Origin of the sequence: Micromonospora sp. NPDC050276 (assembly GCF_044459545.1) — a bacterium.
In the GTDB taxonomy this organism is placed as follows: domain Bacteria; phylum Actinomycetota; class Actinomycetes; order Mycobacteriales; family Micromonosporaceae; genus Micromonospora.
The window spans coordinates 25,783-40,242 of record NZ_JBITJA010000026.1; the positions used below are offsets into that span (position 1 = coordinate 25,783).

Below are 14,460 nucleotides of genomic sequence, written 5' to 3' on the forward strand. Positions count from 1 at the left end.
GCAGCGGATGCCACTGTGCTGGCTCACGGCGCACCCGGACGCGCCTAGACTGCCGCCGCGGGACCGGTGTACCGCGGTGGCAAAGGGGCCGTCGTGGCACCGAGCAGTCGGGGGAGAGCAGCCCCGAAGAGAGGTGTCTGCATCGTGAAGGTCGGAATCCCACGCGAGGTCAAGAACCACGAGTACCGCGTGGCGATCACGCCCGCGGGCGTCAACGAGTTCACCCGCAGTGGCCACCAGGTCTTCGTCGAGTCCGGCGCCGGGGTTGGCTCCAGCATCACCGACGAGGAGTTCGCCGCCGCCGGCGCGAAGATCCTCGCCACCGCCGACGAGGTGTGGGAGACCGCCGAGCTGGTGCTCAAGGTGAAGGAGCCGATCGCCGAGGAGTACCACCGGATGCGCGAGGGGCAGGTGCTCTTCACCTACCTGCACCTGGCCGCCTCCAAGGAGTGCACCGACGCGTTGATCGACCGCCGGGTCACCGGCATCGCGTACGAGACCGTGGAGCTGCCCGACCGGTCGCTGCCGCTGCTCGCCCCGATGTCCGAGGTGGCCGGCCGGCTCGCCCCGCAGGTGGGCGCCTTCTACATGATGCGGACCGGCGGTGGGCGCGGTGTGCTGCCCGGCGGTGTCTCCGGCGTGTACGCGGCCAAGACCGTGGTCATCGGCGCCGGTGTCTCCGGCATGAACGCCGCCGCGATCGGGCTGGGTCTGCAGTCCGAGGTGCTGCTGCTGGACAAGAACGTCGCCCGGCTGCGGCAGGCCGACGCGATCTACCGGGGCCACCTGCAGACCGTCGCGTCCAACGCGTACGAGGTCGAGCGGGCCGTCCTCGACGCCGACCTGGTCATCGGCGCGGTGCTGGTGCCCGGTGCGAAGGCCCCGACGCTGATCTCCAACGAGCTGGTGTCCCGGATGAAGCCGGGCAGTGTGCTCGTCGACATCGCTATCGACCAGGGCGGCTGCTTCGAGGACTCGCGCCCCACCACGCACGCCGACCCGGTCTACAAGGTGCACGAGTCGATCTTCTACTGCGTGGCGAACATGCCCGGCGCGGTGCCGAACACCAGCACCTACGCGCTGACCAACGTCACCCTGCCGTACGCCCTGGAGCTGGCCAACCAGGGCTGGCGTGCGGCGCTGCGCAACGACCCGGCGCTGGCGTTGGGCCTCAACACGCACGCCGGTCAGGTCACCTACGGCCCGGTCGCCGAGGCGCACGGCATGGACGTGCTCCCGCTGGCCGACGCGCTGGCCTGAACGGTCGCGGGCTGACCAGCGGCACGGACCCCGCCGGCGTGGGCACACCGCCCACGCCGGCGCTGCGCCGTGCCGTGCGCGGCTACCTCGACCACCTGACCGTCGAGCGTGGCCTGAGCGCGAACACGCTCGCCTCGTACCGTCGGGACCTGGAGCGTTACCTCGCGACCCTGGTCGACGCCGGCGTCGCTGACCTCGCGTCGGTCGGCGCCGGCCTGGTCGAGTCGCACCTGGCGCGGCTGCGCGCGGGCGACGACGAACACCCGCCGCTGGCCGTCTCCTCCGCCGCCCGCGCCGCCAGCGCGGTCCGCGGCCTGCACCGCTTCGCGCTGCGCGAGGGCCTGGCCGGCGCCGACCCGAGCCGCGACGTCCGACCACCCACACCGCCGCGGCGGCTGCCCCGGGCGCTGCCGGTCGACGACGTGGTCCGGCTGCTGGAGACCGCCGGCCCGATCACCGCGACCGGCGACGAGGCGCCCCTCGCGCTGCGCGACCGGGCGCTGCTGGAGTTCCTGTACGGCACCGGCGCGCGGATCTCCGAGGCGGTCGGCGCCGCGGTGGACGACCTCGACACCGACGAGGGCACGGTGCTGCTGCGCGGCAAGGGTGGGCGGGTGCGGCTGGTGCCGATCGGCGGGTACGCCGTCGACGCGCTGCGCGCCTATCTGGTCCGGGCCCGCCCCGGGCTGGCCGCCGCCGGGCGGGGCACCCCGGCGGTGTTCCTCAACGCCCGCGGCGGCGCGCTGTCCCGCCAGGGCGCCTGGGGCATCCTGCGCCGCGCCGCCGACCGGGCCGGGCTGCCCGTCGACGGGCCCGCCGCCGTGTCCCCGCACACCCTGCGCCACTCGTACGCCACCCACCTGCTCGACGGCGGCGCCGACGTCCGGGTGGTCCAGGAGCTGCTCGGCCACGCGTCGGTGACCACCACCCAGGTCTACACACTGGTCACCGTCGAGCGGTTGCGCGAGGTGTACGCGACCGCGCACCCACGCGCCCAGGGCTGAACCTTCGCGGTCGGCTCCGACACGCCGGGCCGGTGCCGAACCCCCTGCTGGTCGGTGGCGTACAGTCGGCATCGGCGCGGACCTCCTGGAGCGACACGACCGGGGTGCGCAGCGGCGCCGCGAAGGACGTCGGACGGCTCCGACGCCGGGTGGGTCGTCGGGAGGGGGCAACGAGCACATGGCTGGCAACGGTGACCGTGCCGAGACCTGGACGTCGGAGCTCCGCGAGCAGCAGGCCACGCTCGGCGCGGACCTGGGTCCGGCGGACCCGGCTGCCTACACGATGCGCAAGCCCATTCCCGAGCCGATGCCCACCGACCGGCACGGGCCCGCGCGCATCATCGCGATGGCCAACCAGAAGGGTGGCGTAGGCAAGACCACCACCACCATCAACCTGGGCGCCGCGCTCGCCGAGTACGGCCGCAAGGTGCTGCTGGTCGACTTCGACCCGCAGGGCGCCCTCTCGGTGGGGTTGGGCGTCAACCCGCACAACCTCGACCTGTCCGTCTACAACCTGCTCATGCAGGACGACGTGACCGCCGAGGACGTGCTGATCAAGACCGACGTGGCGGGCCTGCACCTGCTGCCCGCCAACATCGACCTCTCCGCCGCCGAGATCCAGCTCGTCAACGAGGTCGCCCGGGAGATGGCCCTGGCCCGGGTCCTGCGCACGGTCCGCAAGGAATACGACTACATCCTGATCGACTGCCAGCCGTCGCTCGGCCTGCTGGCGATCAACGCGCTGACCGTCGCGCACGGTGTGCTCATTCCGCTGGAGTGCGAGTTCTTCAGCCTGCGCGGGGTGGCACTGCTGCTGGACACCATCGACAAGGTGCGCGAGCGACTCAACTTCGACCTGGAGCTCGAAGGCATCCTCGCCACCATGTACGACAGCCGCACCACGCACTGCCGGCAGGTGCTCCAGCGGGTGGTGGAGGCGTTTGGTGACAAGGTCTACCAGACCGTCATCACCAAGACGGTGAAGTTCCCCGAGTCCACCGTGGCCGGTGCCCCCATCACGACGATGGACCCGGCGTCCTCCGGGGCACGCAACTACCGTCAGCTGGCCCGCGAGGTGATCGCCGCCCAGTCGGAGCGGTAGCCGGAACGCCCCGTGCCCACCTCGTGGACTACGGTCGTCCGGTGACCGCGCCACCCCTCGACCCGCCCGAGACCGCCGCTGCGGCCGTGGTCGACGGTGCGCAGCCCGCTGACCCGGCTGCCACTGGGTTCACGGTTCGGCTGGCCAACTTCACCGGCCCGTTCGACCTGCTGCTGCAACTGATCGGGAAGCACAAACTCGACGTCACCGAGGTGGCCCTGCACACGGTCACCGACGAGTTCATCGCCTACATCAGGGCGATGGGCGACGACTGGGACCTGGACGAGGCCAGCGAGTTCCTGCTCATCGCCGCGACCCTGCTCGACCTGAAGGCGGCCCGGTTGCTGCCCGCCGCCGAGGTCGAGGACGAGGCCGATCTGGCTCTGCTGGAGGCCCGGGACCTGCTGTTCGCCCGGCTGTTGCAGTACAAGGCGTACAAGGAGGCGGCGGCGCACATCGCCGAGCTGGAGGCCGTCGGCGGCCGGCGCTATCCGCGCGCGGTCAGCCTGGAGCCCCGCTATGCCGAGGCGCTGCCCGACCTGGTGCTCGGCATCGGCCCCCAGCGGCTGCTGAAGCTGGCCGTGAAGGCGATGACCCCGAAGCCGGTGCCGGAGGTCTCCATCGCCCACGTGCACATGGTCCGGGTCAGTGTCCGCGAACACGCGGCGATCCTCACCGCCCGACTGCGCCGGGCCGGCACGGCCACCTTCTCGCTGCTCTGCGCCGACTGCGAGGCCACCCTGGAGGTGGTGGCGCGGTTCCTCGCGCTGCTGGAGCTGTACCGGGAGGGCCTGGTGTCCTTCGTGCAGGAGCAGGCCCTGGAGGAGCTGACCGTGCGCTGGACCGGCCCGGCCGACGGCGACACCGAGCTGCACGTCGACGAGTACGCCGGCACCCCGGCCGACGACCCGGCGCCGGCGGGAGCTGAGCCGGGGCGGGTTGAGCCGGCGGGCCCTGAGGCTGTGTCGGCAGGGACTGAGCCGCAGCCGGCGGGGGCTGCGCCGGAGCCGGCGGGCGCCGGGCCGGCCGCGGTGGGGGAGGCCGGCGGGTCGGACGGGACGGGAACGACGGAGGGTGAGCGGGATGAGTGACGAGGAACGCCGGGACTCGCTGGCCGACCAGGCGGCCGCCTGGGTCCCCCCGTGGGACCGCCCCTCGACCCCCACCCCCGACAACACCAAGGTCCCGCCAGACGAGTCGACCCCACCGCCAGACGAGCCGACCCCGGCCCCACAGCCGGATCAGGAGGATCTTGGACGGAAAGTGCCCCTCCAGGGGCCGGAACCTTCCAAGGTCACAGGCGAGGCCGGCGCGGGCGAGGCTGGCGCGGGGGAGTCGGGCGGCGCGGGGGACGTACCCCGGCGGCAGTCGGCGGGGCGGCGGCGGGCGACGGTCGCGCCGGAGCCCGCGCCGGAGATGTCCGACACCGAGCTGCGCGGCGCGTTGGAGGCCATCCTGCTCGTCGTCGACGAGCCGGTCAGCGAGCTGGTGCTGGCCCAGGTGCTGGAGCAGCCCGCCGAGCGGGTCGGGCCGATGCTCGACGAGATCGCCGCCGGTTACACCGCGGCCGGGCACGGGTTCGAGCTGCGCCGGGCAGCCGGTGGGTGGCGGCTGTACACCCGGCCGGAATACGCTACGTACGTCGAGCGGTTCGTGCTGGACGGGCAATCCGTACGATTGACCCAGGCGGCGCTGGAGACGCTCGCCGTGGTCGCCTACAAGCAGCCGGTGACCCGTTCGCGAATCTCAGCCATCCGGGGTGTGAACTGCGACGGCGTCATCCGTACGCTGGTCACTCGCGGCCTCGCCGAGGAGTGCGGCACCGAACAGGACAGCGGGGCGTTCCTCTACCGGACCACCACACTGTTCCTGGAGAAGCTCGGGCTGAACACCGTCGACGAGCTGCCGCCCCTCGCACCCTTCCTGCCCGACGACGTAGAAGAGCTTGCTGATGCGACCCGATAACCGTGCCCCCAAACCCGACGCCCCCGTCTACGAGGGGGCAGAGCGCCTGCAGAAGGTGCTCGCCGCCGCCGGCGTGGGCTCTCGGCGCGCCTGCGAGGACCTGATCTTCCGCCGCCGGGTCACCGTGGACGGGCGGGTCGCCAAGCTCGGCGACAAGGTCGACCCGGCCAAGGCCGTGATCCACGTGGACGGCGAGCGCCTCCAGGTCGACGTCCGCCTGGTCTACGTGGCGATGAACAAGCCGCGCGGTGTGGTCACCACCATGGCGGACGAGAAGGGACGCACCGAGCTGGCCGACTTCATCGGCAGACGGCTGGACCAGCGGGTCTACCACGTCGGGCGGCTCGACGCGGACAGCGAGGGCCTGCTGCTGCTCACCAACGACGGCAACCTCGCGCACAAACTCATGCACCCCTCCTACGAGGTGCTCAAGACCTACCTGGCCGAGGTGGTCGGGCCGATCCCGCGCAACCTGAGCAAGCGGCTCCTCGCGGGCGTGGAGCTGGAGGACGGGCCGGTCAAGGTCGACTCGTTCAAGGTGGTCGGCACCCTGGGCAAAAGCGCCCAGGTGGAGCTGAGCCTGCACGAAGGGCGCAAGCACATCGTCCGGCGGCTGATGGACGAGGTCGGGCACCCGGTCACCCGGCTGGTGCGTACCGCCATCGGTCCGATCCGGTTGGGTGACCTGCGCACCGGGCGTCTGCGGCGCCTGACCAACGCGGAGGTCGCCGCCCTGTTCCACGCGGTGGGTGACTGACCCCCGAGTTCGGGGTACGGCAGCCGGTAGGCTCCACCGACGGCCGAGACGCGGCCGCCCGGGTGGCGTGGGTCGCCTCCGGCGGCGTCGCGCGCGGGTCCGCAGGCGGACCCGGGCATGATTGATGACGATTGACAACCGCTTGCGGCGCCAGCTCACCGGGCGATCCGTGAGGTACGGGCTGAGGAGGACACGGTGGAGGAAAACGTACGGTTCGGGCGATGTGTGGTCGCTGTGGACGGGCCGTCCGGTTCGGGGAAGTCCACCGTGTCACGGCGGCTCGCCGCCGGCATCGGGGCCCGCTACCTGGACACCGGGGCGATGTACCGGGCGGTCACGTGGGCCGTGCTGCGCTCCGGCGTGGACCTCACCGACGCCGCGTCGGTGGCGAAGGTCGCCGGCGAGGTCGACCTGCGCATCGGCACCGACCCGCAGGGGTACGGCGTGACCGTCGACGGTGTGGGCGTGGACGCGGAGATCCGTGGCGCCGAGGTGACCGGCGCGGTCTCCGCCGTCGCCGCCGTGCCGGCCGTTCGCGAGCTGCTCGTCACCCGGCAACGCGAGATGATCGCCAACGCCGGTCGAATGGTGGTCGAGGGCCGGGACATCGGCTCCGTCGTGGCCCCGGACGCGGACCTGAAGGTCTTCCTGACCGCCTCCGAGGCGGCCCGCGCGGCCCGGCGCAGCGCCGAGGACGCCGCCGACGTGGCGGCCACGGCCGCCGACCTGGCCCGGCGGGACCGTCTCGACTCGACCCGCAAGGTCAACCCGCTGGCCCAGGCGCCCGACGCGGTGGTGCTGGACACCACCGAGCTGGGCATCGACGAGGTCGTGGCGCGGATGCGCGACCTGCTCACCGAGCGGGGCGTGGCATGAGCGAGCGTAGCGAGCGAGTCATTGGGCTCAGTGCGGTTGTGCCTCATGACGGTCCGGAGCGAAGCGGAGGAGCGGCATGAGTAGCGATGGATGGGTCGAGCTGCGGGAGCCCGACGTCGCCGTTGAGGAGCAGGCCGGCCCGCAGCCGGTGGTGGCCGTGGTCGGCCGCCCCAACGTGGGCAAGTCGACGCTGGTCAACCGGATCATCGGCCGCCGGCAGGCGGTCGTCGAGGACGTTCCCGGCGTGACCCGCGACCGGGTGCCGTACGACGCGCAGTGGAACGGCCGGGCGTTCACCGTGGTGGACACCGGCGGCTGGGAGCCGGACGCGAAGGACCGGGCCGCGGCCATCGCGGCGCAGGCCGAGACGGCGGTCGTCACCGCCGACGTGGTGCTCTTCGTGGTCGACGCCATGGTGGGTTCCACCGACGTGGACGAGGCCGCGGTGAAGATGCTGCGGCGTAGCGCCAAGCCGGTGATCCTGGTGGCGAACAAGGCCGACAACAACTCCATCGAGATGGAGGCCACCTCGCTGTGGTCGCTCGGCCTCGGTGAGCCGTTCCCGGTGTCCGCGCTGCACGGGCGCGGGTCCGGCGACCTGCTGGACGCCATCCTCGCCGCGCTGCCGGAGGCCCCGGCGATCGTGGAGAACCGTCCGCGCGGACCGCGCCGGGTGGCGCTGGTCGGGCGGCCGAACGTCGGCAAGTCCAGCCTGCTCAACCGGTTCTCCGGTGAGGAGCGGGCGGTCGTCGACTCGGTGGCGGGCACCACTGTGGACCCGGTGGACAGCCTGGTCGAGATCGGCGGGCAGACCTGGCAGCTGGTCGACACGGCCGGGCTGCGCAAGCGGGTCGGCAAGGCCAGCGGCACCGAGTACTACGCCAGCCTGCGGACCGCCGGCGCGATCGAGGCCGCCGAGGTGGCCGTGGTGCTGCTGGACTCCAGCGAACCGATCAGCGAGCAGGACCAGCGGATCCTGTCGATGGTCACCGAGTCGGGCCGGGCGCTGGTCATCGCGTTCAACAAGTGGGACCTGGTCGACGCCGACCGTCGGTACTACCTGGACAAGGAGATCGACCGGGAGTTGCGCCGCATCCCCTGGGCGATCCGGCTGAACCTGTCGGCGATGACCGGCCGTGCCGTGGACAAGCTGGCCCCCGCCCTGAACAAGGCGTTGGCCAGCTGGGAAACCCGGGTGCCGACCGCGCACCTCAACCAGTGGCTGACCGCGCTGGTGCAGGCCACCCCGCACCCGGTGCGTGGTGGGCGGGCGCCGCGGATCCTGTTCGCGACGCAGGCCGGTGTGGCACCGCCACGGTTCGTGCTCTTCACCACCGGCCCGCTGGACGCCGGCTACCAGCGCTTCGTCGAGCGCAAGCTGCGCGAGGAATTCGGGTACGAGGGCAGCCCCATCGAGATCTCGGTCCGCCCGCGCAAGAAGCTCGGCCCCGGCGGCCGAGGCAAGGCGCACGGCTGACGCGATCCAGTTTCTCTGAAATGCCGGATGGGTGCGCCTGCCCATCCGGCATTTTCCCATCCACCCCCACCCTCCTAGGACGCTCTAGAGGTTGTGCGGTGGGTCGCTGGGCGGTGGTTCGGTCACGTCGCGACGCCGGTGGGGCCTGTGCGGACGACCCGGAGCTGCTGCGCTAAGCTGTACCGGCTGCCGCGGGGGAAACCACGCGGGGGCGGGACGTGGCGCAGCTTGGTAGCGCACTTGACTGGGGGTCAAGGGGTCGTCGGTTCGAATCCGGCCGTCCCGACAGCGAGAGGGTTTCCACAGGTCAGAGCCTGTGGAAGCCCTCTTTTTCGTGTTCACGGTGGTTCGTCGAGGTCGAGCACGCCGCTTATCGACCCCTTGACTCGACGGTTGACCGACATGGCTCTTCTGGACCTCACCAAGCTCACCACCGACCTGTCCTCGACCTGGGCGGGATACCTGCGCGACTGGGACCGGACGCTGCGGGCGGGCAACTACCCGGAGACGACCCGGTACAACTACCTGCTCGCCGCCGCGCAGCTGGCCCGCTACCTGGCCGAGCACTCGCCCGACCCCGATGCCGCCGACGCCGCGGAAGACCCCACCGAAGTGACCCGGGCGCATGCGGAGGCGTTTCAGGCGTGGATGATCGAGACCCGGTCTCCTTCGACCGCGCTGAACAAGCACAAGGGTCTGCAGCAGTTCTTCAAGTGGCTGCTGGTGGAGGAGGACATCGACCGCTCTCCAATGGACCGGGTCCGACAGCCCAAGACGCCACAGAAGCTGATCCCGATCATCCGGGACGAGGACACGAAGAAGCTCCTCGACGCCTGCAAGGGCAAGACCTTTCCGCACCTGCGCGACGAGGCCATCATTCGCCTGTACTACAACACCGGAGCGCGGCTGTCGGAGGTTGGCAACCTGCTGCTCGATGATGTCGACCTCAACACGGAGTCGGTGCACTACCGCGGCAAGGGTGCCAAGGACCGTCGGGTGCGATTTGGGCCGAAGACGGCCCGGGCCATCAGCCGGTACCTACGGGCGCGGGGCAAGCACAAGGGTTCGGAGCTGCCGGATCTGTGGCTCGCCGACCGCGGTGGCCGGAGGTTGGCGGCCAACGGCATCAAGATTCGTCTGAAGCGGTTGGGCCTCGCCGCGGGCGTGGCGAATGTGCACGCCCACCGCTGGCGGCACAACTTCGCCCACGAGTGGAAGCGCGCCGGTGGGAACACGGGCGACCTGATGCTGCTGTTGGGCTGGACCTCCGAGGACATGCCCCGGCACTACGGCGCCAGCGCGGCGGCCGAACGGGCACAGGAGATCCAGGTGCAACTGGGCATCGGGGAAGGGGTGTAGACGCCGGCAACACGGTCGGCCGGGCCGAGGGCCGGCTTGGCCGACCGCGTTGCTCTCGTCGTCGATGGGCGGGCCTGAGTCGAGTCGGGCTGGGCTCGGCGTCCTGGCCTTCGGTGCAGATTCCGGTACGACTTGTGGCTCTGTCGCTGATCTTGTGACGGGTGACCATGCTGGATGGGATGAACTCCGCGGACGACGGCCGTGACCGGCCCCGCCACGAGCCGCTCGCTTCCGGATCTGCCGATGAGCGGATATCGGATCATGCGGAGCGTGTGAGCATGTCGATGACGCTCGCGGCTCTGGGGGAGCGGTCGTCAGGGCCGACGATCGAGTATTGACGAGGTGGCGGTCAAGCGGCGGCCGTCAACGGTCGCGTGTCGATGTTTGGGGCCAGGCGAGCATAGTGGCTTCGGCGACGGCGAGAAGCTCGTTCGTGTCGGCGCCGTCGCGCGCGTGCTGGGACATGCCCTGCAGGATGACGCCGACGAGGACGGCCAGACGGCTGGCGTCGGTGCCGGCCGGTAGTCGGCCGTCGGTGACATCGGCCTCGATCCGCTCGCGCAGGGCGGTGATGTTGGCGGCTCGCTGGGCTCGCAGCAGTTCGGTGATGTCAGCCGACGCTGCGGTGCAGTTGACGGCCGCGTTGATGATGAGGCAACCGGGTGGATGCTCGGGCCGGGTGTATTCCACGGCGGCGGCGCGCAGCGCGCGGGCGACACCGTTGCGCACGGACTCCTCCGCCGCGAGTGCTGTCGCGAAGAACGTGCCGTGGGTCTGCTGATAGCGCTCGACCACCTCGCGGAACAGGGTCTTCTTGTCGCCGAACGCCGCGTAGAGGCTGGGTGGCGTGATGCCCATGGCCGCGGTGAGTTCGGCCACCGACACCGGCTCGAAGCCGCGTTGCCAGAACTCGTGCATGGCCGTCAACAGCGCCTGGTCCCGGTCGAAGGATCGAGGCCGGCCACGTCGGTAGGGGCGATCATCGGTCATTGACACATTCTATAGCGCTCGCTAGCCTAACCTGCGCGATATACGTAGCGATTACTACAGAAAGGGGCGGCAGCATGGCAGTGCTCAACAGCAAGACCGCTCTGGTCACGGGCGGCAGCCGAGGCATCGGCCGGGCAATCGCCACCCGACTCGCGGCAGACGGCGCCCTCGTCGCTATCCACTACGGCACCAACAAGGCAGCCGCGAACGACACGGTCACCGCCATCGCCGAAGCCGGTGGCCGTGCGTTCGCGGTTCGCGCCGAACTGGGCGTACCCGGCGACGCAGAGACGCTGTGGTCCGCCTACAGCGCCGGCCTCACCGAATTTGGCGCCGAAACGGGCGTCGACATTCTCGTCAACAACGCCGGCATCGCGAACTCCAACGACCTGGCCGGCACCACCGAGGCCGAGTTCGACAAGATCTTCGCGGTGAACGTGAAGGCGCCGTTCTTCATCCTCCAGCAGGCCCTGAACCGGCTGCGGGACAACGGCAGGGTCATCAACATCTCCTCCGGCACCACCCGCATCGCCGCGCCCGGGATGATCACCTACTCGCTGACCAAGGGCGCCATCAACACCCTCACCTTCACCCTCGCCAAGCAACTCGGCGAACGCGGCATCACGGTCAACTCGGTGGTCCCCGGCATCGTCGACGTCGACAGCAACGCCGTCTGGCTGCGGGACAACCCCGAACAACTCGCCTTCTGGGGCTCGTTTTCCGCGTTCAACCGCATCGGCCAACCCGCCGACATCGCCGACGTAGTGGCCTTTCTCGCTTCCGATGAGGCCCGCTGGGTCACCGGCCAGCACATCGACGCTACCGGCGGCGCACGCCTGTGACACCTCCTTCTGCGGAGATTCCGATCGCGGGACCGTGGAGACTTTATGCGGTGTCGCCAGGGCCCCGAGGAAGATGGGAATCGCTCCGGGGTGGACAGCACGCCCGGACGTGCCCCGAACGCCTGATCTGCCGGCCACGATGGGACGCCGCCGCGCCGGCCGGCTACGGGGTCCAGTCGCGCCGGAGCAGGCCGTAGATCACTATGTCGGTGAAGCCGTCGCCGTCGTACTCGCGTTCCCGCTGGGTGCCTTCGTGCGTGAAGCCGCACGTCTCCGCGGTCCGCCGCATGGCCGTGTTGCTGGCCAGCGTCTCCAGCTCCAGGCGGCGTAGGTTGCGGTTGCGGAAGCCGTACCGGCAGAGCAGCCGGATCACTTCGGTTCCGTACCCCTGGCCGCGCGCCTCGGGGAGCAGCGTGATGCCGAGGTGGGCGTATCGGTTGAACGCGTTGATCCCCCACAGCACGCCGCCACCGAGGAAAGTGCCGTCGGCCGCGGTCTCGGCCAGCAGCGACACCATGGTCTGGCCGTCGGGTGGCTCGGTGACCTGTTTCTCCAGCCGGGCCCGGACTTGGCCGACGTGACGCGGCAGGAACGGCTCGTCGTCGGTGATCAGGTGCAACTCGGGGTCGCCGTGCAGGCGGAACAGGTTCGGCGCGTCGTCGGGCGTGGGCGGGCGCAGCCGGACCCGGTCAGTGGCGAACATGCCGCGACGCTAACAGCCGGTATGGAGATCCACGACGGGATTAAACCGGCACGCGGACCGCGCAGCGTGCCAGACTCCGCCGTGATGACGACGGACGTGTGTGTTGATGCCGAACGCCAAGGTCGCGTACGGCCGACCCGACCAATGCGTGGGAGGTCACCAAGGTCGAGCCGGCCGCCGTACCGGGGCACCACGACAACACGACGCGGACCGCGCCGCCAACCGGCCATCAAGGCAGGGTCACCGAAGACGTCCAGATCTGCCGCTTCCGCTCGCCCGTGCGGAAGGTCATCCCGCCGCGCCCCGGCCGTGGCACTCAAGTCGGGCGCGGACGACTCGGTCACCGTGCGCTTAGACGCCAAGGTCAAGACCGCGACCTCCTCGATCCCCGAGGACACCTGGACCACGATGGAGTAAACCGACGCCGTCTACGACGAACAGACAGTCGTTTCTCCCGCTCGATGTCACATCCGCGGCCCGGCCGGTGTCTCCATGGCGTGACGACCTACCACCCGGTCGGCACAGCCACCGAAACAGGAGGAGACATGGAGCACACGACCCGCATCCCCCCGGCCGAGATCACCGGCGTCAAGGGAGCGCTGATCAAGCGGATGATCGAGAAGAAACTGGGTAAGGTTCCGACGGCGGTGGGCGTCTACTGGCACAACCCCAAGGTGCTGTTCGCCAGCTTCGGCCTCGGCGGCAAGCTGCAGAAGTGGGACGCCTGCGACGAGAACCTGAAGTCGTTCGCCCACATGGCGGTCGCGTCTCTGGTCGGCTGCACGTGGTGCCTGGACTTCAACTACTTCGAGACCCGCAACAAGGGGCTCGACGTGGAGAAGGCGCGCGAGATCCCGCGGTGGCGGGAGGCGGACGTCTTCACTGCGCTGGAGCGGGACGTTCTGGAGTACGCCGAGGCGATGAGCCAGACACCGCCGACCGTGACCGATGAGCTGGTGGACCGGCTGCACGCCGAGCTGGGATCTCCCGCCGTGGTCGAGCTCACCTCGGTGATCGCATTCGCGAACATGAGCACGCGTGGCAACGTGGCGCTCGGCATTGAGTCCGACGGGTTCGCCGCCGCGTGCGGGTTGAAGCCGCTGGCCGAGCGACCGGGAGTAGCGTCCGCGTCATGAGCGAGGATCCCTTCGTCGCCCACCGCAGCCTGCTGTTCACCGTCGCCTACGAGATGCTCGGCTCGGTCGCCGACGCCGAGGACGTGGTGCAGGAGACCTGGCTGCGGTGGGCAGCCTTGGTCGAGGGCGAGCGCTGCGAGGTCCGGGACCCCCGGGCGTACCTCGTGCGGATCGTGACCCGGCTCTGCCTCAACCGGCTGCGCACGCTCGCGCGACAGCGCGAGGAGTACGTGGGCGAGTGGCTGCCCGAGCCCCTGCTGACCAGCCCGGACGTCGCCGAGGACATCGAGCTCGCGGAGAGCGTGTCGATCGCCATGCTGGCGGTACTCGAGACGCTGCTACCGACGGAGCGCGCGGTCTTCGTGCTCCGCGAGGTCTTCGACGTGCCGTACGACGAGATCGCCGAGGCGCTGGACAAGTCGCCGGCGGCGGTGCGCCAGATCGCGACGCGGGCCCGCAAGCACGTGGCGGCGCGCCGGCCGCGGATGTCGGTGAGCCGGACCGAGCAGGAGCAGGTGGTCGAGCGGTTCCTCGCCGCGCTGACCACCGGCGACGTGCCCGGACTGCTCGCGGTGCTGGCTCCCGACGTGCTCGTCGTGGGCGACGGCGGCGGCCTGGCCCCGACAATCCCGAAGCCGGTCCGCGGGGCCGCGAAGCTCGCCCCCGTGATGGCCCGCTTCGCCGAGGTCGCGCCCGGCGCCAGGGCTTCCATCGTCGACCTCAACGGCGGCATCGCGGCGCGCATCGACCCCGGCGGCGAGAACGACACGGCCGTGTCGTTCGTCATCGAGGACGGCCGGATCACCCAGATCTACGCGATCCGCAACCCGCACAAGCTCGAGCGGCCGGTCGAGGTGGCCGAGCTTCGACGGTGAGTACAGGCTTACGCATGCTCGCATCTGGCTCCCCTCTGTGTCAAGACACCGCTGGGAGGAGAGTTCTATCCTGGGTCTCGGCGGGTCCGGGAAGTGACTTCTCCGAAGAGCCGG

General features: G+C 70.5%; 15 protein-coding genes and 1 tRNA gene. 14 read left to right on the forward strand and 2 right to left on the reverse strand.

From position 1 onward, the window contains the following. The first annotated feature begins 144 nt into the window (after nucleotides 1-144). From ald to ACIBF8_RS31000, 11 genes are all read left to right on the forward strand, one after another. On the forward strand, nucleotides 145-1,260 hold the full coding sequence (gene ald / locus ACIBF8_RS30950) for an alanine dehydrogenase (RefSeq protein ID WP_396787451.1): 1,116 nt from the start codon (nucleotides 145-147) through the stop codon (nucleotides 1,258-1,260). Between the two features lie 38 nt (nucleotides 1,261-1,298). Continuing rightward, nucleotides 1,299-2,264, forward strand: a complete 966-nt coding sequence (locus ACIBF8_RS30955; protein WP_396787452.1) for a site-specific tyrosine recombinase XerD — start codon at nucleotides 1,299-1,301, stop codon at nucleotides 2,262-2,264. 178 nt (nucleotides 2,265-2,442) lie between these two features. Next, nucleotides 2,443-3,366, forward strand: coding sequence for a ParA family protein (locus tag ACIBF8_RS30960; protein ID WP_030334877.1), 924 nt, complete (start codon nucleotides 2,443-2,445; stop codon nucleotides 3,364-3,366). 41 nt (nucleotides 3,367-3,407) lie between these two features. Further along, the gene (locus ACIBF8_RS30965) at nucleotides 3,408-4,457 is read left to right on the forward strand and encodes a segregation and condensation protein A (protein ID WP_396787453.1); all 1,050 of its coding nucleotides are present in this window, start codon (nucleotides 3,408-3,410) and stop codon (nucleotides 4,455-4,457) included. Continuing rightward, a complete protein-coding gene (gene scpB, locus ACIBF8_RS30970; protein WP_396787454.1) occupies nucleotides 4,450-5,331 on the forward strand; it encodes an SMC-Scp complex subunit ScpB in 882 nt (293 codons plus the stop codon). Before ACIBF8_RS30965 ends, scpB begins: the two co-directional genes overlap by 8 nt. Then, nucleotides 5,318-6,088 carry a pseudouridine synthase gene (locus tag ACIBF8_RS30975; protein WP_396787455.1) on the forward strand — a complete coding sequence of 257 codons (771 nt, stop codon included), beginning with the start codon at nucleotides 5,318-5,320 and terminating at the stop codon, nucleotides 6,086-6,088. Before scpB ends, ACIBF8_RS30975 begins: the two co-directional genes overlap by 14 nt. Before the next feature lie 195 nt (nucleotides 6,089-6,283). Further along, a complete protein-coding gene (cmk, locus tag ACIBF8_RS30980) occupies nucleotides 6,284-6,964 on the forward strand; it encodes a (d)CMP kinase (protein WP_396787456.1) in 681 nt (226 codons plus the stop codon). Nucleotides 6,965-7,040: 76 nt separating this feature from the next. Further along, nucleotides 7,041-8,441: a ribosome biogenesis GTPase Der gene (gene der / locus ACIBF8_RS30985; RefSeq protein ID WP_396787457.1), complete on the forward strand. Its 1,401-nt coding sequence runs from the start codon at nucleotides 7,041-7,043 to the stop codon at nucleotides 8,439-8,441. A gap of 212 nt (nucleotides 8,442-8,653) precedes the next feature. Next, nucleotides 8,654-8,727: transfer RNA gene (locus ACIBF8_RS30990), tRNA-Pro, on the forward strand. 116 nt (nucleotides 8,728-8,843) lie between these two features. Continuing rightward, nucleotides 8,844-9,800: a tyrosine-type recombinase/integrase gene (locus tag ACIBF8_RS30995; RefSeq protein ID WP_396787458.1), complete on the forward strand. Its 957-nt coding sequence runs from the start codon at nucleotides 8,844-8,846 to the stop codon at nucleotides 9,798-9,800. Nucleotides 9,801-9,961: 161 nt separating this feature from the next. Further along, nucleotides 9,962-10,138, forward strand: a complete 177-nt coding sequence (locus tag ACIBF8_RS31000) for a hypothetical protein (RefSeq protein ID WP_396787459.1) — start codon at nucleotides 9,962-9,964, stop codon at nucleotides 10,136-10,138. A gap of 25 nt (nucleotides 10,139-10,163) precedes the next feature. Here ACIBF8_RS31000 and ACIBF8_RS31005 read toward each other — a convergent pair whose 3' ends face one another. Then, nucleotides 10,164-10,790: a TetR/AcrR family transcriptional regulator gene (locus tag ACIBF8_RS31005; RefSeq protein ID WP_396787460.1), complete on the reverse strand. Its 627-nt coding sequence runs from the start codon at nucleotides 10,788-10,790 to the stop codon at nucleotides 10,164-10,166. A 74-nt stretch (nucleotides 10,791-10,864) separates the two neighbouring features. Here ACIBF8_RS31005 and ACIBF8_RS31010 point away from each other — a divergent pair, with 74 nt between their 5' ends. After that, entirely contained in the window at nucleotides 10,865-11,632 is a 768-nt protein-coding gene (locus ACIBF8_RS31010; RefSeq protein ID WP_396787461.1) for an SDR family oxidoreductase, read from the forward strand. Between the two features lie 163 nt (nucleotides 11,633-11,795). Here the strand turns inward: ACIBF8_RS31010 and ACIBF8_RS31015 are convergent, their stop codons facing one another. Beyond that, the gene (locus tag ACIBF8_RS31015) at nucleotides 11,796-12,335 is read right to left on the reverse strand and encodes a GNAT family N-acetyltransferase (protein ID WP_396787462.1); all 540 of its coding nucleotides are present in this window, start codon (nucleotides 12,333-12,335) and stop codon (nucleotides 11,796-11,798) included. Between the two features lie 545 nt (nucleotides 12,336-12,880). Here ACIBF8_RS31015 and ACIBF8_RS31020 point away from each other — a divergent pair. Continuing rightward, the gene (locus tag ACIBF8_RS31020; RefSeq protein WP_396787463.1) at nucleotides 12,881-13,471 is read left to right on the forward strand and encodes a carboxymuconolactone decarboxylase family protein; all 591 of its coding nucleotides are present in this window, start codon (nucleotides 12,881-12,883) and stop codon (nucleotides 13,469-13,471) included. Further along, nucleotides 13,468-14,346, forward strand: coding sequence for an RNA polymerase sigma-70 factor (locus ACIBF8_RS31025; RefSeq protein ID WP_396787464.1), 879 nt, complete (start codon nucleotides 13,468-13,470; stop codon nucleotides 14,344-14,346). Before ACIBF8_RS31020 ends, ACIBF8_RS31025 begins: the two co-directional genes overlap by 4 nt. Nucleotides 14,347-14,460 lie beyond the last annotated feature (114 nt).